Origin of the sequence: Pseudomonas sp. MB-090624 (genome assembly GCF_003205245.1) — a bacterium.
Lineage (GTDB): Bacteria > Pseudomonadota > Gammaproteobacteria > Pseudomonadales > Pseudomonadaceae > Aquipseudomonas > Aquipseudomonas juntendi.
In genome coordinates this window covers 1-21,224 of sequence record NZ_QJRK01000056.1, presented here as the reverse complement: position 1 = coordinate 21,224, position 21,224 = coordinate 1, and the positions used below count along the sequence as shown (strand labels likewise).

Below are 21,224 nucleotides of genomic sequence, written 5' to 3'. Positions count from 1 at the left end.
CTTGCCAGCGATGATTGCATTGCAGGATTAGCCAGGCTTTGGCAATACGCAATGCCCTGTGGGAGCGGGCGTGCCCGCGAAGCAAGCGACGCGGTGTCTGGCACCGGCTTCGCCGGTGTTCGCGGGCAAGCCCGCTCCCACGGGGGTATCCCCGTTTGCGGAAGGCTTTCGTGATACCTGCAGGAGCTGGTCTTGCCAGCGATGATTGCATTGCAGGATTAGCCAGGCTTTGGCAATACGCAATGCCCTGTGGGAGCGGGCGTGCCCGCGAAGCAAGCGACGCGGTATAAGCCTTCCGCAGGCAACAAAAAAGGCTGCCATTCGGCAGCCTTCTCGATGCTCAGCCCGGACGATCAATCCCAGCTCAACGCCCCACCAGTCTGATACTCAATCACCCGCGTCTCGAAGAAGTTCTTCTCTTTCTTCAAGTCCATGATCTCGCTCATCCACGGGAACGGGTTGGTAGTCCCTGGGTACTCTTCCTTCAGACCAATCTGGGTCAAACGACGGTTGGCGATGAACTTGAGGTAGTCCTCCATCATCGCTGCGTTCATGCCCAGTACGCCGCGTGGCATGGTGTCGCGGGCGTATTCGATCTCCAGCTGGGTCCCTTGCAGGATCATCTGGGTCGCTTCTTCCTTCATCGCCGCATCCCACAGGTGCGGGTTCTCGATCTTGATCTGGTTGATCACGTCGATACCGAAGTTCAGGTGCATCGACTCGTCACGCAGGATGTACTGGAACTGCTCGGCAACGCCGGTCATCTTGTTGCGGCGGCCCATGGACAGGATCTGGGTGAAGCCGCAGTAGAAGAAGATGCCTTCCAGTACGCAGTAGTAGGCGATCAGGTTGCGCAGCAGCTCCTTGTCGGTTTCGACGGTGCCGGTGTTGAACTCCGGGTCGGAAATGGCGCGGGTGTACTTCAGGCCCCAGGCGGCTTTCTTCGCGACCGACGGGATCTCGTGGTACATGTTGAAGATCTCGCCTTCATCCATGCCCAGCGACTCGATGCAGTACTGGTAGGCGTGGGTGTGGATCGCCTCTTCGAAGGCCTGGCGCAGAATGTACTGGCGGCACTCGGGGTTGGTGATCAGGCGGTACACGGCCAGGGCCAGGTTGTTGGCAACCAGCGAGTCGGCGGTGGAGAAGAAGCCCAGGTTGCGCATGACGATGCGGCGCTCGTCTTCGGTCAGGCCGTCCTGGCTCTTCCACAGGGCGATGTCGGCGGTCATGTTGACCTCTTGCGGCATCCAGTGGTTGGCGCAGCCGTCCAGGTACTTCTGCCAGGCCCAGTCGTACTTGAACGGTACCAGCTGGTTCAGGTCGGCGCGGCAGTTGATCATGCGCTTTTCGTCAACGGCAACACGGGCCGAGGAGCCTTCCAGTTCGGCCAGGCCTTCGGCAACGTCGAGGGCGTCGAGGGCTGCCTTGGCACGTTTGACCGCGTCGGAGTCAGCAGCGGTGGCCGCACGGGCTTCCAGGGCGGCGGCACCGCCGGCGCTGTCAAGCTTGTCGAGGGTGGCGGCGGCAGCGGCCTGCGCAGGGTTATTGCCTTTGGCGGCTACTTCGCCGTCTTCTTTGTCGAATTCGTCCCAGCTCAGCATGGTTTGGCTCCTGCTTGAGGGTTGCCCTGGGCAACCGCTTGGATTTAAAGAATGTGATGCCTGACGCAAGGCCGTAACGGCGAATGGACAGCTCGAGAGGCTGACTCTCGTTTACATCTGAATGTGTTCTGGCTTGTACCTGGCCAGGCCTCGGGGAGGGGCCAGGACAATTGAATGGTGCTCTTTTCAGAGGGGGCGAAGTATATCGGATTTCGCCTTGGATCGGGGCGCGTCTCTTGCGGGCGAGGGTAACTTTTTCGACCGGAAATGCGTGCGTCCGTTCACCGGGTTTGTGTGGCTTGCTATGGGAAGGGAGTGTAGCGGCAAAACGCGGATAGCACTACATGTTGTGGATTTTTATTTTTAAGGCACATTATGTGGTGTTGGCGTGATTTTTGTGGGAGCGGCCTTGTGTCGCGAACGGGCCGCAAAGCGGCCCCGCGAATCATGCGGCGAAGCTGCAATCTTGGGGGCGCTTCGCACCCCAATCGAGACACAAGGCCGCTCCCACAGTGACCGCGTTTTGTGAGAAGTCCTGTTCTTTTGCCGAGCCGCGTGAGCGCTGGGGAAAGGGCAAGGTTTCTCCGGGGTGCAGATACAAAAATGCCGCGCGGGGCACCCAAGGGCACCCCGTGCGGCATTCAGGCCTTACTGGCAGGCTTCGCAGTCTGGCTCGTCGATCGCGCAGGCCTTCGGCACTGGCGCTGGGCCGGCTGCCTGAACCGGGGCGCTGTCGCCACCGCTGGAAACAGCATTGAGCTTGCCGGTGTTGATGGTCGACTTCTCGGTGCTGGTCGCGGCCAGGGCACGGAGGTAGTAGGTGGTTTTCAGGCCACGGTACCAGGCCATGCGGTAGGTCACGTCCAGCTTCTTGCCCGAGGCGCCGGCAATGTACAGGTTCAGCGATTGCGCCTGGTCGATCCACTTCTGACGACGCGAGGCCGCATCGACAATCCACTTGGTTTCGACTTCGAACGCGGTGGCGTACAGGTCTTTGAGCTCTTGCGGAATACGCTCGATCTGCTGCACCGAACCGTCGTAGTACTTCAGGTCGTTGATCATGACCGAGTCCCACAGGCCGCGGGCTTTCAGGTCGCGCACCAGGTACGGGTTGATCACAGTGAACTCGCCCGACAGGTTGGATTTCACGTACAGGTTCTGGTAAGTCGGCTCGATCGACTGCGACACGCCGGTGATGTTGGCAATGGTTGCAGTTGGCGCGATGGCCATGATGTTCGAGTTACGGATACCTTTCTTGACGCGCTCGCGCACCGGGGCCCAGTCCAGCGACTCTTCCAGGTTGACGTCGATGTACTTCTGGCCACGGGCCTCGATCAGGATCTGTTGCGAGTCCAGTGGCAGGATGCCCTTGGACCACAGCGAGCCCTGGAAGGTCTCGTAGGCGCCACGCTCGTCGGCCAGGTCGCACGAAGCCTGGATGGCGAAGTAGCTGACCGCTTCCATCGACTTGTCGGCAAACTCGACGGCCGCGTCGGAGCCGTATGGGATGTGCTGCAGGTACAGCGCATCCTGGAAGCCCATGATGCCCAGGCCGACCGGGCGGTGCTTGAAGTTCGAGTTACGCGCTTGCGGCACCGAGTAGTAGTTGATGTCGATCACGTTGTCGAGCATGCGCACGGCGGTGTTCACGGTGCGTTGCAGCTTGGCGGTGTCCAGCTTGCCATCATTGATGTGGTTCGGCAGGTTGATCGAGCCCAGGTTGCAGACCGCGATCTCGTCCTTGTTGGTGTTCAGGGTGATCTCGGTGCACAGGTTCGAGCTGTGGACCACGCCCACGTGCTGCTGCGGCGAACGCAGGTTGCACGGGTCCTTGAAGGTCAGCCATGGGTGGCCGGTCTCGAACAGCATCGACAGCATCTTGCGCCACAGGTCTTTGGCCTGGATGGTCTTGAACACCTTGATCTTGTTGTACTCGGTCAGGGCTTCGTAATACTCGTAGCGCTCTTCGAAGGCCTTGCCGGTCAGGTCGTGCAGGTCGGGCACTTCCGATGGCGAGAACAGGGTCCACTTGCCGTCATCGAAGACACGCTTCATGAACAGGTCAGGGATCCAGTTGGCGGTGTTCATGTCGTGGGTACGACGGCGGTCATCACCGGTGTTCTTGCGCAGCTCGATGAATTCTTCGATGTCCAGGTGCCAGGTTTCCAGGTAGGCACACACGGCGCCTTTGCGCTTGCCACCCTGGTTCACGGCAACGGCCGTGTCGTTGACCACTTTCAGGAACGGCACCACGCCCTGGGACTTGCCGTTGGTGCCCTTGATGTACGAGCCCAGTGCACGGACCGGGGTCCAGTCGTTGCCCAGGCCACCGGCGAATTTCGACAGCATGGCGTTGTCGTGGATCGCATGGTAGATGCCCGACAGGTCGTCTGGCACGGTGGTCAGGTAGCAGCTGGACAGCTGCGGGCGCAGGGTACCGGCGTTGAACAGGGTCGGGGTCGAGGCCATGTAGTCGAACGACGACAACAGGTTGTAGAACTCGATCGCACGGGCTTCCTTGTCTTTCTCTTCCAGCGCCAGGCCCATGGCCACACGCATGAAGAACACCTGTGGCAGCTCGAAGCGCACGCCATCCTTGTGGATGAAGTAGCGGTCGTACAGGGTTTGCAGGCCCAGGTAGGTGAACTGCTGGTCGCGCTCGTGATCGATGGCCTTGCCCAGACGCTCCAGGTCGTAGCCTTTCAGGGCAGGGTCCAGCAGCTCGAATTCGACGCCTTTCTCGACATAGGCCGGCAGCGCCTTGGCGTACAGGTCGGCCATTTCGTGGTGGGTGGCGCTTTCGGCGACGTTCAGGAAGCCCAGGCCTTCGGCGCGCAGGGTGTCCATCAGCAGGCGGGCAGTGACGAACGAGTAGTTCGGCTCGCGCTCTACCAGGGTACGGGCAGTCATCACCAGGGCGGTGTTGACGTCCTTGATGGCTACGCCGTCGTAGAGGTTCTTCAGGGTTTCGCGCTGGATCAGGTCGCCATCGACTTCGGCCAGGCCTTCGCAGGCTTCGCTGATGATGGTGTTCAGGCGGGCCATGTCCAGTGGTGCCAGGCTGCCGTCGGCCAGGGTAATACGGATGCTCGGGTGTGGCTCGACCACGGCGTCGTTGTTGGCGCGGGTCGCACGCTCCTTGGCACGCTGGTCGCGGTAGATCACGTAGTCGCGGGCGACTTTCTGCTCGCCGGCGCGCATCAGGGCCAGCTCGACCTGGTCCTGGATTTCTTCGATGTGGATGGTGCCACCCGATGGCATGCGACGCTTGAACGTGGCGGTAACCTGCTCGGTCAGGCGCGCGACGGTGTCGTGGATGCGCGACGAGGCGGCGGCGGTGCCGCCTTCAACTGCGAGGAACGCCTTGGTGATGGCAACGGTGATCTTGTCGTCGGTGTACGGGACGACAGTGCCGTTACGCTTGATCACGCGCAGTTGGCCAGGGGCGGTAGCAGCCAGATCCTGCTGGGAATCGGCGGCCTGCGGCACCTTGGCCTGCGGGTTCTCGCGAGTTGTGTCGGTTTGCATGGGTGGGTGTCTCCACAGTTTCTATATTGTACAGGCGCCTTTTGAGCGCCCACCGTTCCGTCCACTTGCTCGATAACCTCACGGGGATGCGCACTGCATGCGCACCCGCCCGCGCGGGCGTACCGACTTCGGGACAGACTCAGGAATAAGGGGCAATGGCTTGCCGCTCCCTGGCCGAAGTCAAAGGTTCTGGGCTGGGCCCAAAAACTGTTGCTGATGAGTGCCAGGCTGACCTGCAACACCCATGCCCGAACAAGGCCCTGGGTGGGCTTGCCTCGGTCGCCTCCGCAGGAGCGGTTTGGCTGCTGAAATCACTTGAAGTTCCACCCCGAAGATCGTTTGATCTAGCGGGTTGACTTTTGTGTGTGATTTTGCACGAACCCCTATATCTAGTGGTTCGCTGCGATCGGGATACAAGATAATGCGGTATTGGGGTGTTTGCAAGGCGAGCGTCTGTGGATAACGTGTGGGTACTTTGTGGGTGAAAGGTGAGTATTCGCTGTAGGCCTTGTGCCAAGTGGTTTGCAGTATTTTTCGGCCGTTCGCCGCCCCGTCGCAGTTTTTGCGGGCGCGCACCCTACCACAAAAAACGCTCGAGCCAAGGGGGGCAGGTGCGTGGCTGTAGCGGGTTGCTGCCTGTCAGATCGAGCACCGTGCGGGCCCCGCTCGATTTCATGGACAGCAAAGATCTACAGTCATACGCTCAAAGGCCAAGATTGCGATCCAGAGAATAAAAAGGCCAAAGCCATGGACCAGACCCAACCCCGCATTCTGATCGTCGAGGACGACCCGCGCCTGGCCGAGCTGACCGCCGAGTACCTGCAGGCCAACGGCTTCGAGGTCGCGGTCGAGGGCGATGGCGCGCGCGCCGTGCGTCGGATCGTCGACAGCCAACCTGATCTGGTCATTCTCGACCTGATGCTGCCGGGCGAGGACGGCTTGAGCATCTGCCGCCGGGCGCGCAACCAGTACCCTGGGCCGATCCTGATGCTCACCGCACGCAGCGACGAACTCGACCAGATCCACGGGTTGGACCTGGGCGCCGACGACTATGTCTGCAAACCGGTGCGCCCGCGCCTGCTGTTGGCGCGCATCCAGGCCTTGCTGCGCCGTAGCGAAGCCCTGGACAGCAAGCGCCAGGACCTGGCGTTCGGTGCCCTGCACATCGACAACCGGCTGCGCGAGGCGCGCCTCGGTGAGCAACTGATCGAACTGACCGGTGCCGAATTCGACTTGCTCTGGCTGCTGGCCAGCAATGCCGGGCGGGTGCTTAGCCGCGAACAGATCTTCACTGCGCTGCGTGGTGTTGGCTACGACGGCCAGGACCGTTCCATCGACATCCGCATTTCCAGGATCCGCCCCAAGATCGGCGATGACCCGCTGCAGCCGCGGCTGATCAAGACCCTGCGCAGCAAGGGCTACCTGTTCGTCGGCGAGGCGCCATGAACAATTCGATTTTCCTGCGCATCTATGGCGGCATGCTGGCGGTGCTGGTACTGGTGGCGCTGCTGGGCGTGCTCAGCCTGCACCTGGTCAACGAGGTGCGCGCCGCCCAGCACCGTGAGGGCCTGGCGCAAGGCACCTTCAGCCTGATGGCGGACAACCTGGCGGTGCAGAACGCAACCGAACGCAAGCGCTCGCTGTTGATCTGGGAGCGCCTGCTCGGCGTGCCACTGGCGCTGCAGCCGATGAGCGCCCGCCGGCTTGATGGCACCCAGCGTGCGCGCCTGGCCCGTGGCCTGGTGGTGGTGGAAAAAACCGGCCCGCATGCGGCACAGGTGCTGCGCAAGGTTGGCCAGGAAGACCTGATGCTGGTGGCGCAGATCAACCAGATCAGCGAGCAGTTGGCACGCGCGACGCTTTATCTGCTGGCCGATGAGCTGGTGCGCTACCCGGTCACCGAACAACAGCAGCGCCTGGCCCAGTTGACGCAGGAAAAAGGCTTCGGCTTTGGCGTTGCATTGCAACGGATCGAGCGCGTCAGCCTGGACGATGACCAGCGGCGCAGGGTCGAGGAGGGCGACACGGTGATGGCGCTGGGCAAGGATGGCGATTCGATCCGGGTGTTCGCCGGGTTGACCGGCTCGCCCTGGGTGCTGGAGATCGGCCCGCTGTACCAGCTCAACCCGTATCCGCCGCAGTTGCTGGTTCTGATCGCGTTTCTGGGCCTGTGCCTGATCGGTCTGGTGGTCTACTTGCTGGTCCGCCAGCTGGAGCGCCGCGTGTCGGGCCTGGAAGTCGCCGCCACACGCATCGCCCAGGGCAGCCTGGACACGCGCGTACCGGCTGGCGACACCGACTCGGTAGGGCGCCTGGCCGCCGCATTCAATGGCATGGCCGAGCACTTGCAGCGTTCGCTGACCATGCAGCGTGAGCTGGTGCGCGCAGTATCCCACGAGTTGCGCACGCCGGTGGCGCGCCTGCGCTTTGGCCTGGAGATGATCGAAAGTGCCAGCACCGAGCAGGCGCGCGCCAAGCACCTGGCTGGCATGGACGGCGACATCCAGGACCTCGACAAGCTGGTCGACGAAATGCTCACTTACGCGCGCCTGGAGCAAGGCGCGCCGGCCTTGCAGTTCCAGCGCATCGACATCGATGCCTTGCTCGACCGGGTGATCGACGAGTTGGCGCCGCTGCGTGCCGATGTGCGCGTCGAGCGGGGTGAGTGCCAGGGGGCCGATGCCGATGGCGCCTGGGTCGAGGCGGAGCCGCGCTACCTGCACCGGGCGCTGCAGAACCTGGTCGGCAATGCCATGCGCCACGCCGAGTCGCAGGTACGCCTGAGCTACCAGCTGGGGCAGCAACGCTGCCGCATCGATGTGGAAGACGATGGCCCAGGGATCCCGGAGGGGGTATGGGACCGCATTTTCACGCCGTTCACCCGCCTGGACGACAGCCGCACCCGCGCCTCGGGCGGGCATGGCCTGGGCCTTTCGATTGTGCGGCGGATCATCTACTGGCATGCCGGGCGAGCCACGGTAGGGCGCAGTGCGGCGTTGGGGGGTGCCTGCTTCAGCCTGAACTGGCCGCGCCAGCAGGCACCCTTGTAGGCCTCAGACGCTCACCAGGCTAAGCAGATGGCCGTGTTGCAGGCTGAACTGGCCGTGCAGCTCTGCCCCGCGTTGCCACTGTGGCGACAGGTCGGTGAGCAGGCGCAGGCGCGCCAGCCCCTCGCCAGACCAGTCGAGCACTTCGGCGTGCTCGAAGTAGAAACGCTGGCGGGTCAGGGGGTAGAGGGTCTTGAACAGGCTTTCCTTCAGCGAGAAGGTCAGGGTGACCGTCAGCCCAAGCTGAGCGCGGTCCAGGCGCTCCAGCTCGGCCGGGGTGAGAATTTCGCCCATCAAGCGCTCGGCGCGTTCGTCATCGAGCAGGGCTTCCTGATCCAGGCCCAGGCCCTGGCAGCTGTGGGCGCCAGCGACCACCGCGGCGGCCCAGCCTTGGCCATGGGTGATCGAGCCATGAATGCCGGCGGGCCAGATGGGCGAGCGGTCTTCATGGGTGCCAGGCACGTAGTTGCGACCGTCCAGGCGTTGCAGCGCGGCCCGTGCGCATGCACGGCCGGCCAGGTACTCGGCCTGGCGCTTGGGCACCGAGCGCAGCAGGCTGGCGCTTGGCACTACCCCCGCGCGCTGGAAGTCGTCGGCCCCTAGCTGGGCGGGGTCGAAGGCGCAACTGACCAGCACCGCACCGGGTAATGGGCGGGGCAGGGGCCAGTGGTACTGAAGTGGGGCGCAGCAGGCGGGGAGCGTGTTCATGGCGGCTATTGTGCCAGCCGCGGCGACGGTGTGGGAGATGCAATAGCCGAGGCTGCCGTGCAGCCCATCGCGGCAAGCCTGCAGGCCCGACGATCTATGCAGTGCCTGTGGAAGCTGGCTTGCCGACGATGGGCCGCAAAGCGGGCCGTACAATCGCTATTTGAATACCTTCTTGAAAAACGCCTGCATATCCGCCCAGGAGCTTTCATCCGCGGCCTTGTTATAGCCAATGTCCGGCCCGCCATGCTCGCCATGGCTCAAGCGGTCTGCATCCGGGTTGGTGAAGCCGTGCTTGGCGCCTTCGATGCTGACGAACTGATAGTTCACCTTGGCCGCATCCATCTCGGCCTTGAAGGCCTCGACCTGCTGCGGTGTGACCATGCTGTCGGCCGCGCCGTGCTCGACCAGGATATCCGCGCGTACCACGCCCGGTTTGGCCGGGGTAGCGGTAGCCAGTGCGCCATGGAAGCTCACTACGCCGTCGAGTTTCTCGCCACGGCGCGCAGCATCCAGCACCACCTTGCCGCCGAAGCAGTAGCCAACCGCACCCAGCTCGTGCTTGTTGGTGTTCGGTTGCAGTTTCAGCAGCTCAAGGCCCGCATCGAAGCGCCTGGCTGCAGCGGCAGGGTCTTTCAGGGCGGCCGCCATGAACGCCTGGGCGTCCTGCGGGTGCTCGGTGTGCTTGCCGTCGCCGTACATGTCGATGGCCAGGGCGTTATAGCCCAGCGCTGCCAGGTCACGGGCGCGGCGCTTGGCATAATCGTTCAGCCCCCACCATTCATGCACCACCACAATGCCGGGGCGCTTGCCCTCGACGGCGTCGTCGTATGCGTAGTAGCCGACCAGCCGGTTGCCGTCGGCGTCCTGGTAAGGAATTTCGCGGGTTTGTACTGCCGCTTGGGCAAGGGCAGCGCTGCACATCAGGGTCAGGGCCAGCAGGACACGCATGGGTACTACTCCTTGTTCGGCAATCGGGTCGTTCAGCCGAGGTTCAGTCAGGGTTCAGTCGCGGTTCAGGGTGCCCTGCTTACTCTAGCTTCCAGACCGAAACAACGCACCCAACTGGAGTAACCTGCCATGAAAACCTTCAATACCCTGCTTGCCGCCATGGCCGTCTGCGCCGCTGGCCTCACCACCGCCCAGGCTGCCGATGACAACTTCGCCAGCCTCACCTACGGCCAGACCAGCGACAAGGTCCGCAAGTCCGGCCTGTTACAGCGCAACACCGACAACCTCAACACCGACGGCATCATCGGCAAGGATGACACCTGGGGTGTGCGTGTGGGCAAGATCAACGACCAAGGCCGTTACTACATGACCTATGACAACGTCTCGGGCGACCACAGCGGCCTGAAACTGCGTCAGGAAAACCTGCTGGGCAGTTATGACCTGTTCCTGCCGGTGGGCGATACCACCAAACTGTTTGGCGGTGGCAGCCTGGGCATGACCAAGCTCACCCAGGACTCGCCAGGCGCCCGCCGCGATACCGACTACGGTTATGCCTACGGGCTGCAGGCCGGGGTGATCCAGGACATCACCGACAAGGCTTCGGTGGAGCTGGGCTACCGTTACCTGCGCACCAATGCGGCAACCGAAGTGGGCGCGCATGGTGGGCCGAAGGATGGCACCCTGCGCCTGAGCAGCAGTGCGCAGACTTACCTGGCAGCCTCCTACAAGTTCTGACGGCCTGCCGGGTTATCCTGTACCGGCCTCTTCGCGGCTAAAGCCGCTGCCACAGCGATCGCACAGTCCAGCAAACCTGTGTGCTCCCTGTGGGAGCGGCTTTAGCCGCGAAGAGGCCGGTACAGGCAATAGATGAAAAGGAGCTGCATATGAAACTGCTGGTGGTCGAGGACGAAGCCCTGCTTCGCCATCACCTCTACACCCGCCTGGGCGAAAGCGGCCACGTGGTCGAGGCGGTCGCCGATGCCGAGGAGGCGCTGTACCAGGCCGGGCAGTACCACTTCGACCTGGCCATCATCGACCTGGGCCTGCCCGGTATCAGTGGCCTGGAGCTGATCACGCGCCTGCGCAGCCAGGACAAGACCTTCCCCATCCTCATCCTCACGGCCCGTGGCAACTGGCAGGACAAGGTCGAAGGCCTGGCCGCAGGCGCCGACGACTACCTGGTCAAACCCTTCCAGTTCGAAGAGCTCGAAGCCCGCCTGAATGCGCTGCTGCGCCGCTCCAGCGGCTTCACCCAGTCGACCATCGCTGCCGGCCCGCTGGTGCTCGACCTCAACCGCAAGCAGGCTAGCCTCGATGCGCAGCCGTTGGCGCTCACGGCTTATGAGTACCGTATCCTTGAATACCTCATGCGCCATCATCAGCAAGTGGTGGCCAAGGACCGCCTGATGGAGCAACTGTACCCAGGCGATGAGGAGCGTGACCCGAATGTCATCGAAGTGCTGATCGGCCGCCTGCGCCGCAAGCTGGAAGGCGAGCAGGGGTTCAAACCCATCGATACCGTACGTGGCCTGGGCTACCTGTTCACCGAGCGCTGCCGATGATTCGTTCCCTGCGCGTGCGCCTGATGCTGGCCGCCGCCGTGCTGGCGCTGCTGTTCATGCTGGGGTTGCTGCCCGCGTTGCAGAAGGCGTTCAGCCTGGCCCTGCAGGAGTCGATCGAGCAGCGCCTGGCCTCGGACGTGACCACGCTGATATCGGCCGCGCGCATCGAAGGCGGCCACTTGCAGATGCCCGAACTGCTGCCGGACGAGCGTTACAACCTGCCGTACACCGGCCTGCTCGGGTATATCTTCGACCGCGATGGCCAGCTGGTCTGGCAGTCCCGCGCCACCGCCGACCGGCACATCAACTACCGGCCGCGCTATGACGGGCGCGGCAACGAATTTGCCCGCATCCACCAGGCCGACGGTGAAGAGTTCTTTGTCTACGACGTCGAGATCAAGCTGCTGGGTGGCCAGAGCGCAGCCTACAGCATTGTCGCCCTGCAGCCGGTGAGCGAGTACAAGGCCACCCTCGACGGCCTGCGCGAAAAGCTCTACCTGGGCTTCGGCGCTGCCTTGCTGGCGCTGCTGGTATTGCTGTGGGCCGGCTTGACCTGGGGCTTGCGCTCGCTGCGCCGGCTCAGCCACGAACTGGATGAGGTGGAAGCAGGGGCGCGCGATGGTCTGAGCGGCGAGCACCCCCGCGAGCTGCTGCGCCTGACCCGCTCGCTCAACCGTTTGCTGCGCAGTGAACGCGAGCAGCGTACGCGCTACCGGGATTCGCTGGACGACCTGGCACACAGCCTGAAAACCCCGCTGGCGGTGTTGCAGGGGGTGGGCGAAAGCCTGCAGCAGCGCAGTGGCGAACGCGAACAGGCGCGGGTGCTGCAAAGCCAGATCGAACGCATGAGCCAGCAGATCGACTACCAGTTGCAGCGCGCCAGCCTGCGCAAGAGCGGCCTGGTGCGCCACAGTGTGCCGCTACGGCCTGTGCTCGACAGCCTGTGCAGCACGTTGGCCAAGGTATACCGGGACAAACGCGTGGAGGTGCAACGGGTGTTACCCGGGGCGGCCCAGGTGCCGATGGAGCAGGGCGCCTTGCTGGAAATGCTCGGCAACCTGCTGGAAAACGCCTATCGGCTGAGCCTTGGCCAGGTGCGCGTAAGCCTCGAGCAAGTGCCAGGGCGCCTGACCTTGTGCATCGAAGACGACGGGCCGGGCGTGCCGGTCGACCAGCGCGAGCGCATCCTCGAGCGCGGTGAGCGGCTGGACAGCCAGCACCCGGGGCAGGGCATCGGCCTGGCGGTGGTCAAGGATATCGTCGACAGCTATGACGCCGTGCTCAGCCTGGGGGATTCACCACTGGGTGGGGCTGCGTTCAGGATTACCTTCAACCTCGATTGATTCACGGTCCGGGTGGGCGGATTCCCGCCAACATGCCTGTACAAAACCCGCCACCGGGCGGAAATCCGCCAGCTTTCCTCACCTTTATCGCCCCGTCGTTGGGCATTAATCCTTGGTACACAAGGCATTTGCACCCTTGCTGGGCACTTTGGCACCACCCTTGCTATTGATCTACGCAGAGGCCTGCCCAGGCAGCTCGAACACAACGACAAATCCCTCCAAGTGCAGGAGGGTTAGCGATTCAGGTGCCCCATCACCCTGGGAAGGGTGAGCCGGCACACTTGAGGAAAATTAGCCATGACGACACGTCAGCCGCTTTACAAATCCCTGTATGTCCAGGTGTTGGTCGCCATCACCATCGGCATCCTGCTCGGCCACTTCTACCCGGAAACGGGCGTCGCGCTCAAACCCTTCGGTGACGGTTTCGTCAAACTGATCAAGATGGTCATCGCCCCGATCATCTTCTGTACCGTGGTCAGCGGCATCGCCGGCATGCAGAGCATGAAGTCGGTCGGAAAGACTGGCGGCTACGCGCTGCTGTACTTTGAAATCGTCTCCACCATCGCCTTGATCATTGGCCTCATCGTCGTCAACGTGGTCAAGCCAGGCGCTGGCATGCACATCGACGTCAGCACCCTGAACGCCAGTAGTGTGGCTGCCTATGCCGCCGCCGGCGCGCAGCAGACCACGGTCGGCTTCCTGCTCAACGTCATCCCCAACACCGTGGTCGGTGCATTCGCCAACGGCGATATCCTGCAAGTGCTGATGTTCTCGGTCCTGTTCGGCTTCGCCCTGCACCGCCTGGGCAGCTACGGCAAGCCGCTGCTGGACATGATCGACCGCTTCGCCCATGTCATGTTCAACATCATCAACATGATCATGAAGCTGGCCCCGCTTGGCGCCTTCGGTGCCATGGCCTTCACCATCGGCCAGTACGGCGTGGGTTCGCTGGTGCAACTGGGCTACCTGATGGCCTGCTTCTACATCACCTGCCTGTTGTTCGTGCTGGTGGTGCTGGGCGGTATCTGCCGCGCCCACGGCTTCAGCGTGCTGAAACTGATCCGCTACATCCGTGAAGAGCTGCTGATCGTACTGGGCACCTCCTCGTCGGAATCGGCCCTGCCGCGCATGCTGGCCAAGATGGAACGCCTGGGTGCCAAGAAGTCCGTGGTTGGCCTGGTGATCCCGACCGGTTACTCGTTCAACCTCGACGGCACCTCGATCTACCTGACCATGGCAGCGGTCTTCATTGCCCAGGCCACCGACACCACCATGGACATCACCCACCAGATCACCTTGCTGTTGGTGCTGCTGGTGGCTTCCAAGGGTGCTGCCGGCGTCACCGGGTCGGGCTTCATCGTGCTGGCTGCCACCCTGTCGGCGGTGGGCCACCTGCCGGTTGCCGGCCTGGCGCTGATCCTCGGTATCGACCGCTTCATGTCCGAAGCCCGCGCCCTGACCAACCTGGTCGGCAACGCCGTTGCCACCGTGGTCGTGGCCAAGTGGGTCAAGGAAATGGACAACGACAAGCTGGCCTCGGAGCTGGCGTCCGGCGGTGCACCGCTGGTTGATACCCGCCCAACCGACGACCTGGGTGTGGCTGAAGGCCCGGCTCGTTGATAGCGGCTTGAAATGCAAAAAGGCGACCTCGGGTCGCCTTTTTCATGCCTGCACGGTCCTTGTAGGAGCGGGCTTGCCCGCGAAGCAGGCGACGCGGTGTCTGGCACCGGCAGCGCCGGTGTTCGCGGGCAAGCCCGCTCCCACAAGCCAGCGAACAAGCCTGAATCGGGGTCAGGCCAGCACCACCTCCAACACCCGTTTCGGTGCAGGTACCTGGTAGGCCGGGCGTGGGTCTTGGGCCAGGCACTGTTCGATCAGCGCCAGGCGACCTCGGGTCGCCTTTTTCATGCCTGCACGGTCCTTGTGGGAGCGGCCTTGCGTCGCGAAAGGGCTGCGTAGCAGCCCCGGCAAGCTTGCAGGATGGCTAAAGCCCCGGGGCCGCTACGCGCCCCATCGCGACGCAAGGCCGCTCCTACAATGGACAGCGAACAAGCCTCAATCGGGGTCAGGCCAGCACCACCTCCAACACCCGGATCGCCTCCGGCTGCGGGTAATGCCAGCGCACCTGCACATCCCAGAACCTCACCCCGTACACCCGTTCCGGTGCAGGTACCTGGTAGGCCGGGCGTGGGTCCTGGGCCAGGCATTGTTCGATCAGCGCCACCAGCGGCTCATCCAGCCGCAATGCATGCTCGCGGGCCTGCGCCAATGCGCTGTCGGCCCAGTGCACGGCAATGGCTGCAGGCGCGGCGCTGGCCATCTGGTTGCTGGCGCATGCAATGCTGTCGGCGTAAGGCACGTAGGGCTTGATGTCCAGCACCGGCGTGCCGTCCAGCAGGTCGATCCCGGACAGCAGCAGCCGCCCCGGTTCAACCCCCTCCAGGCGCACCACCGACTGGCCGATGCCATTGGGCCGATGGGTGGCGCGGGTCGCGAACACGCCCATGCTCTTGTTGCCACCCAGGCGCGGTGGCCGCACTTTCAGGCGTGGCTTGTCTTCCAGCGCCTGGTGGAACAGGAACAGCAGCCAGACATGGCTGACCTGCTCCAGGCCTTCGACTGCCTCACCCTGGTCGAACGGCGGCAGCAGCTCCAGCACCCCGCGGGCGGCGGGAGCCAGCTGCGGTTGGCGCGGAATGGCAAACTTTTCCTTGAAGCATGAACGGACGATACCGACCGGGGCAACGGTGTGCTGCATGGTCACTCAGCCACGCACGCGCAAAGTCAGGCCCTTGAGGAAGTTGCGCAGCAGCTGGTCGCCGCACGGCCGGTAGTTGTCGTGGCCAGCTTTGCGGAACAGTGCACTCAATTCCGGCTTGCTGACCGGGAAGTTCACGGACTTGAGGATCGCGTGCAAGTCGTCCTCCTTGAGTTCGAAAGCCACCCGCAGCTTCTTGAGGATCAGGTTGTTGGTCACCGGCAGCTCGATCGGTTGCGCCGGGCGGCTGTCATCCTTGCCGCGACGGTAGAACACCAGGCCGTCGAGGAAGTGCGCCATCACCCGCTCAGGGCAACGCACAAAGCCTTCTTCGTCTTCTTTCTTCAAGTAGGTAGCCAGCACCAGCGGGTGCACTTCGAGGCCGGAGAGGCCGATGATCTCGGCCATCTTGGCGTCGTTCACCTTGAGCATGTAGCGCAGGCTGCGCAGGACGTCGTTGTGGTTCATTGCTGCTGAATCCTGTTCAGGTGCCGCGCGTTCCAGCGCGGCCTATTACTTAGAAACGTTCGTTAGTGGCCACATAGCGCCATTGGCCCAGCGGCAACTTGCCCATCGACACGCCACCCAGGCGAATGCGCCGCATGCCGACCAGCTCCAGGCGCAGGTAAGCGCACAATTCGGCGATCTGCCCGGGCTGCGGGTTTTTCAGGGCCATGCGCAGGTGGGTCTCGTTCTGCCAGCTGGCCTTGGCCTTGGGTAGCTCACGGTCATTGCGCGTAGCACCGCGGGCCAGGCGCTCCAGTGCCTGGGGCGTGGTCTGGCCGCGCACTTCAACGATGAATTCCTGCTCCAGGCGGCGCAGGTCGGCTTCGATCTTGCGGGTCACCCGCCAGTCCTGGGTGAACACTTGCAGGCCACTGGCGCCGCGCTCCAGTGGGGCGACGCAAGCCTGCCGGGCAAAGTGCCCGTGCAGCGCACGCACGCCCTCGCGGTGGGCTTCGCTGAGGCTGCCCATGTTGATGCTGGCGCGGGCGCTTTCGCTGTCCATGTCGGCAGGCTGGTTCAGCAGCAGGGTCACCGGCTCCAGGGTCTCGGCGCGGGCGCCAGGCAACAGCTCGACGCGCTGTTGCCCGACCTTGAACTGCGGCTGCTCGACCACCACGCCATCGACCGTGACCCAGCCTCCTTCAATGTACAGCTCGGCCTCGCGGCGAGAGCAGCCAAGCTGCTCGATGAGGCGTTTGGACAGGCGGACGGGTTCGGACATGGCGCAATTCGCAGAGGCAGGGAAAGGTGACCATTGTACCTGCCCCTACGCGGTTGATGATGGGAATCTGTGTCACTTGCGCCATTTCGGCGACCTGCTGCGGCATATTCAGTCGCCGCTGCACTGGCCTGTGCCCCGCAGGCGCATATGCAGCAGGGGGTAGGGTTGGCCAAGGCCGTCGGTAGGGGAGCGGCCGACCACCTCGAAACCTTCATGCAGGTAGAAGCCCAGGGCTTGCAGGTTCTGCTCGTTGACGTCCAGGGTTTCGGCATTGAGTTCGTTGATGGCGTAGCGCAGCAAGCGCCTGCCCACGCCCTGGCCACGGTAGGCCGGGGCAACGAAGAGCATATCCACCCGGCTGCTGGCGACCCCGGCGAACCCGCAGATACGCTGGCGGTCCTTGCAGCAGACCAGCATCACGGCGTCGAGGTAGCGGTACAGCACATGCTCACGCAGCAGCCGGACATAGGCATCGGGTAGAAAATCGTGGGTTGCGCGCACCGAGTCTTCCCAGACCTGGGCCAGTTCGGGGTAGTCGCTAAGGTGCGGGGTTTGCAGGGACAATGGCTGGCGCATCGGGGGACGTTCCTCTGGGGCTGAGGAAACGATAGATGCTAAAAGCGCAACAGGCCCAAGGATTGCCGGTGCGCCTGCGCGGCCCATCATCGGCCGCGCAGCTCCCTGGTAAAGGAGCTGCTGGCCGGCGATGGTGCGCAGCGTACTGCGTGGGTGTCAGACCGGCTCGGCCCACATGTCGTATTCGTCGGCGTCTACCACCCGGCAACGAACCTTGTCGCCTGGCTTGAAGCCATGGTCGCCATCGATGAACACGCTGCCGTCGATTTCCGGGGCATCGAAGAAGCTGCGGCCTACCGAACCTTGCGCCTCGACTTCGTCGATCAGCACTTCGATCTCCTTGCCGATGCGCAGTTGCAGGCGGGCAGCGCTGATGGCCTGCTGGTGGGCCATGAAACGGTCCCAACGGTCCTGCTTGATGTCGTCCGGTACTTCAGCCAGGCCCAGGTCGTTGGCCGGGGCGCCTTCCACCGGCGAGTACTGGAAGCAGCCCACGCGGTCGAGCTGGGCTTCGGTCAGCCAGTCCAGCAGGTACTGGAAGTCTTCTTCGGTTTCGCCGGGGAAGCCGACGATGAAGGTGGAACGGATCACCAGTTCGGGGCACTGTTCGCGCCATTGCTTGATGCGTGCCAGGGTACGGTCTTCGAAAGCCGGGCGCTTCATCGACTTGAGCACTTTCGGGCTGGCATGCTGGAACGGAATGTCCAGGTACGGCAGGATCTTGCCGGCCGCCATCAACGGGATCACATCGTCGACATTCGGGTAAGGGTACACGTAGTGCAGGCGCACCCAGGCACCCAGGCTGCTCAGTGCTTCGCACAGTTCAAGCATGCGCGTCTTGACCGGGCGGCCGTTCCAGAAGTCAGTCTTGTACTTGACGTCAACGCCATAGGCGCTGGTGTCCTGGGAAATCACCAGGATCTCCTTGACCCCGGCCTTCACCAGGCGCTCGGCCTCGCTCAGCACTTCGCCCACCGGGCGGCTGACCAGCTTGCCGCGCATCGACGGGATGATGCAGAAGCTGCAGCTGTGGTTGCAGCCTTCGGAAATTTTCAGGTAGGCGTAGTGGCGCGGGGTCAACTTGACCCCTTGTGGCGGTACCAGGTCGATCAGCGGGTTGTGGTCCTGGCGGGGTGGCACCACTTCGTGCACGGCGTTGACCACCTGCTCGTACTGTTGCGGGCCTGTGACCGACAGCACGCTTGGGTGCACGTCACGGATGTTGCCTTCTTCAACGCCCATGCAGCCGGTCACGATGACCTTGCCGTTTTCCTTGATCGCTTCGCCGATGACTTCCAGCGATTCGGCCTTGGCACTGTCGATGAAGCCGCAGGTGTTGACCACCACCACGTCGGCATCCTCGTAGGTGGGCACGACTTCATAGCCTTCCATGCGCAGCTGGGTCAGGATGCGCTCGGAATCGACCAGGGCTTTGGGGCAACCCAGGCTTACGAAACCTACCTTGGGGGTGGCGGGCGTGGTGGACATGACTAACCTCGGTATTGAATGCAGGTCGCCCGGCCGGAATCGGGGGCGATCTTGACGGGCGCTTTTGGCGCCTCTGATCAAAAAGTGCGCAATTCTAGCGAGCGCAGGGACGCTTGACCAGCAGAAATACGACGAACGCTGCGCTATGCTTCGCGCCGTTGCGCCAAGCTGCAGTGAGTGCTTGGTCGCAGAGTGAATACTGAAAGGCCGTAATGGCCGTCTGCGGGAGTGGTCGATGGTTCAGGCAAGCAGTCACGCTGAGGGCGGGCACGAGGGTAAGCAGGGTGCGACGCGGTCGCTGGGCCTGCTCGTGGCAGCGGTCGGGGTGGTTTATGGCGATATCGGCACCAGCCCGCTGTATACCCTGAAGGAAGTCTTTACCGGTGGTTATGGGGTGCCGGTCAACCATGACGGCGTACTGGGGATCCTGTCGCTGATCCTCTGGTCGCTGCTGTGGGTGGTGTCGTTCAAGTACGTGATGTTCATCCTGCGCGCCGACAACCAGGGCGAGGGCGGCACCATGGCCTTGACTGCGCTGGCGCGGCGGGCTACGGCGGCCTACCCGCGGCTGCGCACACTGATGGTGATCTGTGGCCTGATCGGCGCCTCGCTGTTCTATGGTGACAGCATGATCACCCCGGCGGTGTCGGTGCTGTCGGCGGTAGAGGGCATGGGCCTGGCGTTCGACGGTATCGACCACTGGGTGGTGCCGATTTCGCTGGTGGTGCTGGTGGCCCTGTTCCTGGTGCAGAAGCACGGTACCGAGAAGATCGGCAAGCTGTTCGGCCCGATCATGGTCACCTGGTTCGTGGTGCTCGGTGCACTGGGCGTGCACGGCATTTCGCAAAGCCCGGAAGTGCTCAAGGCCTTCAACCCCGGCTGGGCGGTCAACTTCTTCGTGGTGCACCCGGGGATGGGGGTGGCCATTCTGGGCGCGGTGGTGCTGGCGCTGACCGGTGCCGAGGCATTGTATGCCGACATGGGCCATTTTGGCCGCAAGCCTATCGCCCGTGCCTGGTTCATCCTGGTGCTGCCGGCGCTGGTGCTCAACTACTTTGGCCAGGGTGCGCTCCTGCTGCAGGATCCGGATGCGGCCCGCAACCCGTTCTACCTGCTGGCACCGGGCTGGGCGCTGTTGCCGTTGGTCGGCCTGGCCACCCTGGCCACGGTGATCGCCTCGCAGGCCGTGATTTCCGGGGCCTTCTCCTTGACCCGCCAGGCCATCCAGCTGGGTTATATCCCGCGCATGCAGATCCAGCACACCTCCAGCGACGAGCAAGGGCAGATCTATATCGGTGCGGTGAACTGGACCCTGATGGTGGGTGTGGTACTGCTGGTGATCGGTTTCGAGTCTTCCGGGGCGCTGGCGGCAGCCTACGGCGTTGCGGTAACCGGGACCATGCTGATGACCACGATCCTGGTGTCGGCGGTGATGCTGCTGCTGTGGAAGTGGCCGCCGCTGCTGGCGGTGCCGATTCTGGTCGGTTTCCTGCTGGTCGACGGGCTGTTCTTTGCCGCCAACGTGCCGAAAATTGTCCAGGGTGGCGCCTTCCCGGTGCTGGCCGGGGGCGTGCTGTACCTGCTGATGAGCACCTGGAAGCGTGGCAAGCAGATCCTGGTCGAGCGCATCGACGAAGGGGCATTGCCGCTGCCGTTGTTCATCAGCAGTATCCGCATTCAGCCACCGCACCGGGTCGAAGGCACGGCGGTGTTCCTGACCGCGCGTTCCGATGCCGTGCCGCATGCGCTACTGCACAACATGCTGCACAACCAGGTGCTGCATAGCCAGGTGGTGTTGTTGACGGTGGTCAGCGAGGACCGGCCGCGGGTGCCGGAGCACGAGCGCTTCGAAGTGGAAGCCTATGGTGACGGCTTCTTCCGTGTGCTGCTGCATTTTGGCTTCATGGACGAGCCGGACGTACCGGCGGCGTTGAAACTGTGCCATCTGGATGGCCTGGACTTCACCCCCATGCGCACCACGTACTTCCTCAGCCGTGAGACGGTGATTGCCTCACGGCTCGAAGGGATGTCGCGCTGGCGTGGCAACCTGTTCGCCTTCCTGCTGAAGAATGCCAACGGCAACCTGCGCTTCTTCAACCTGCCGCTGAACCGGGTGATCGAGCTGGGGACCCAGGTCGAGATCTGATTGGCAAGGGGCTGCTTTGCAGCCCATCGCTGGCAAGCCAGGCTCCCACAAGTACTGCGCTGATATTCAACATGGCGCGGTCCCTGTGGGAGATTCTATGGTTCCTGGCAAGGGTAGCCGCAGCATCTTCAGCGCCTGTGAGATCGAGCGCCGCCCGCGCTGCGCAATCGCGAGCTGCGCTCGCTCCTACGTTTGTTTCGGGCCAGTAACGCCTGTGACAGGCGCGCGCGGGCGCCTTGTTTGTACGGCGCGATATTGAGGCATGCACCAAGGCGTTCGCGCGCGAAT

Annotated in this window: 17 protein-coding genes; 7 read left to right on the top strand and 10 right to left on the bottom strand. The window is 63.3% G+C overall.

Annotated features, from left to right (window positions below; translation table 11 throughout):
* Positions 1-353: 353 nt before the first annotated feature.
* Complete coding sequence (locus tag DMX12_RS25085; RefSeq protein WP_029885549.1) at positions 354-1,604, bottom strand: ribonucleotide-diphosphate reductase subunit beta; 1,251 nt, start codon at positions 1,602-1,604, stop codon at positions 354-356.
* A gap of 648 nt (positions 1,605-2,252) precedes the next feature.
* Positions 2,253-5,132, bottom strand: coding sequence for a ribonucleoside-diphosphate reductase subunit alpha (locus DMX12_RS25080; RefSeq protein ID WP_054905934.1), 2,880 nt, complete (start codon positions 5,130-5,132; stop codon positions 2,253-2,255).
* Between the two features lie 747 nt (positions 5,133-5,879).
* On the opposite strand from DMX12_RS25080, the gene DMX12_RS25070 reads away from it, so the two are divergent.
* The gene (locus DMX12_RS25070; RefSeq protein ID WP_009682568.1) at positions 5,880-6,578 is read left to right on the top strand and encodes a response regulator; all 699 of its coding nucleotides are present in this window, start codon (positions 5,880-5,882) and stop codon (positions 6,576-6,578) included.
* Positions 6,575-8,182, top strand: a complete 1,608-nt coding sequence (locus DMX12_RS25065) for an ATP-binding protein (protein ID WP_110679747.1) — start codon at positions 6,575-6,577, stop codon at positions 8,180-8,182. The genes DMX12_RS25070 and DMX12_RS25065 overlap by 4 nt, the downstream gene beginning before the upstream one ends.
* A 3-nt stretch (positions 8,183-8,185) precedes the next feature.
* Here the strand turns inward: DMX12_RS25065 and DMX12_RS25060 are convergent, their stop codons facing one another.
* Positions 8,186-8,887 (bottom strand): 4'-phosphopantetheinyl transferase, encoded by a 702-nt coding sequence (locus DMX12_RS25060; RefSeq protein WP_110679746.1) that lies wholly within the window; start codon positions 8,885-8,887, stop codon positions 8,186-8,188.
* 156 nt (positions 8,888-9,043) lie between these two features.
* Positions 9,044-9,835 carry a dienelactone hydrolase family protein gene (locus DMX12_RS25055; protein WP_110679745.1) on the bottom strand — a complete coding sequence of 264 codons (792 nt, stop codon included), beginning with the start codon at positions 9,833-9,835 and terminating at the stop codon, positions 9,044-9,046.
* A 129-nt stretch (positions 9,836-9,964) separates the two neighbouring features.
* Here DMX12_RS25055 and DMX12_RS25050 point away from each other — a divergent pair, with 129 nt between their 5' ends.
* The 4 genes from DMX12_RS25050 to DMX12_RS25035 all read left to right on the top strand — a co-directional run bounded on the left by DMX12_RS25050 (position 9,965) and on the right by DMX12_RS25035 (position 14,360).
* On the top strand, positions 9,965-10,570 hold the full coding sequence (locus tag DMX12_RS25050) for an outer membrane protein (protein ID WP_054881146.1): 606 nt from the start codon (positions 9,965-9,967) through the stop codon (positions 10,568-10,570).
* Positions 10,571-10,719: 149 nt separating this feature from the next.
* Positions 10,720-11,397, top strand: a complete 678-nt coding sequence (locus tag DMX12_RS25045; protein WP_009682561.1) for a response regulator — start codon at positions 10,720-10,722, stop codon at positions 11,395-11,397.
* On the top strand, positions 11,394-12,740 hold the full coding sequence (locus tag DMX12_RS25040; protein ID WP_110679744.1) for an ATP-binding protein: 1,347 nt from the start codon (positions 11,394-11,396) through the stop codon (positions 12,738-12,740). The genes DMX12_RS25045 and DMX12_RS25040 overlap by 4 nt, the downstream gene beginning before the upstream one ends.
* Before the next feature lie 297 nt (positions 12,741-13,037).
* Positions 13,038-14,360: a dicarboxylate/amino acid:cation symporter gene (locus DMX12_RS25035; protein ID WP_009682559.1), complete on the top strand. Its 1,323-nt coding sequence runs from the start codon at positions 13,038-13,040 to the stop codon at positions 14,358-14,360.
* A 171-nt stretch (positions 14,361-14,531) separates the two neighbouring features.
* Here the strand turns inward: DMX12_RS25035 and DMX12_RS30070 are convergent, their stop codons facing one another.
* The 6 genes from DMX12_RS30070 to rimO all read right to left on the bottom strand — a co-directional run bounded on the left by DMX12_RS30070 (position 14,532) and on the right by rimO (position 18,790).
* Positions 14,532-14,648 (bottom strand): hypothetical protein, encoded by a 117-nt coding sequence (locus DMX12_RS30070; protein ID WP_256599116.1) that lies wholly within the window; start codon positions 14,646-14,648, stop codon positions 14,532-14,534.
* Between the two features lie 157 nt (positions 14,649-14,805).
* Complete coding sequence (gene tsaA / locus DMX12_RS25025) at positions 14,806-15,498, bottom strand: tRNA (N6-threonylcarbamoyladenosine(37)-N6)-methyltransferase TrmO (RefSeq protein WP_110679743.1); 693 nt, start codon at positions 15,496-15,498, stop codon at positions 14,806-14,808.
* 6 nt (positions 15,499-15,504) lie between these two features.
* Positions 15,505-15,966, bottom strand: a complete 462-nt coding sequence (locus DMX12_RS25020) for a DUF1456 family protein (RefSeq protein WP_029887591.1) — start codon at positions 15,964-15,966, stop codon at positions 15,505-15,507.
* 49 nt (positions 15,967-16,015) lie between these two features.
* On the bottom strand, positions 16,016-16,726 hold the full coding sequence (locus DMX12_RS25015) for an rRNA pseudouridine synthase (protein ID WP_110679742.1): 711 nt from the start codon (positions 16,724-16,726) through the stop codon (positions 16,016-16,018).
* A gap of 108 nt (positions 16,727-16,834) precedes the next feature.
* A complete protein-coding gene (locus DMX12_RS25010) occupies positions 16,835-17,302 on the bottom strand; it encodes a GNAT family N-acetyltransferase (RefSeq protein WP_110679741.1) in 468 nt (155 codons plus the stop codon).
* A gap of 156 nt (positions 17,303-17,458) precedes the next feature.
* Complete coding sequence (gene rimO / locus DMX12_RS25005; RefSeq protein ID WP_054905943.1) at positions 17,459-18,790, bottom strand: 30S ribosomal protein S12 methylthiotransferase RimO; 1,332 nt, start codon at positions 18,788-18,790, stop codon at positions 17,459-17,461.
* 235 nt (positions 18,791-19,025) lie between these two features.
* Here rimO and DMX12_RS24995 point away from each other — a divergent pair, with 235 nt between their 5' ends.
* A complete protein-coding gene (locus tag DMX12_RS24995) occupies positions 19,026-20,936 on the top strand; it encodes a potassium transporter Kup (RefSeq protein ID WP_009682553.1) in 1,911 nt (636 codons plus the stop codon).
* Positions 20,937-21,224 lie beyond the last annotated feature (288 nt).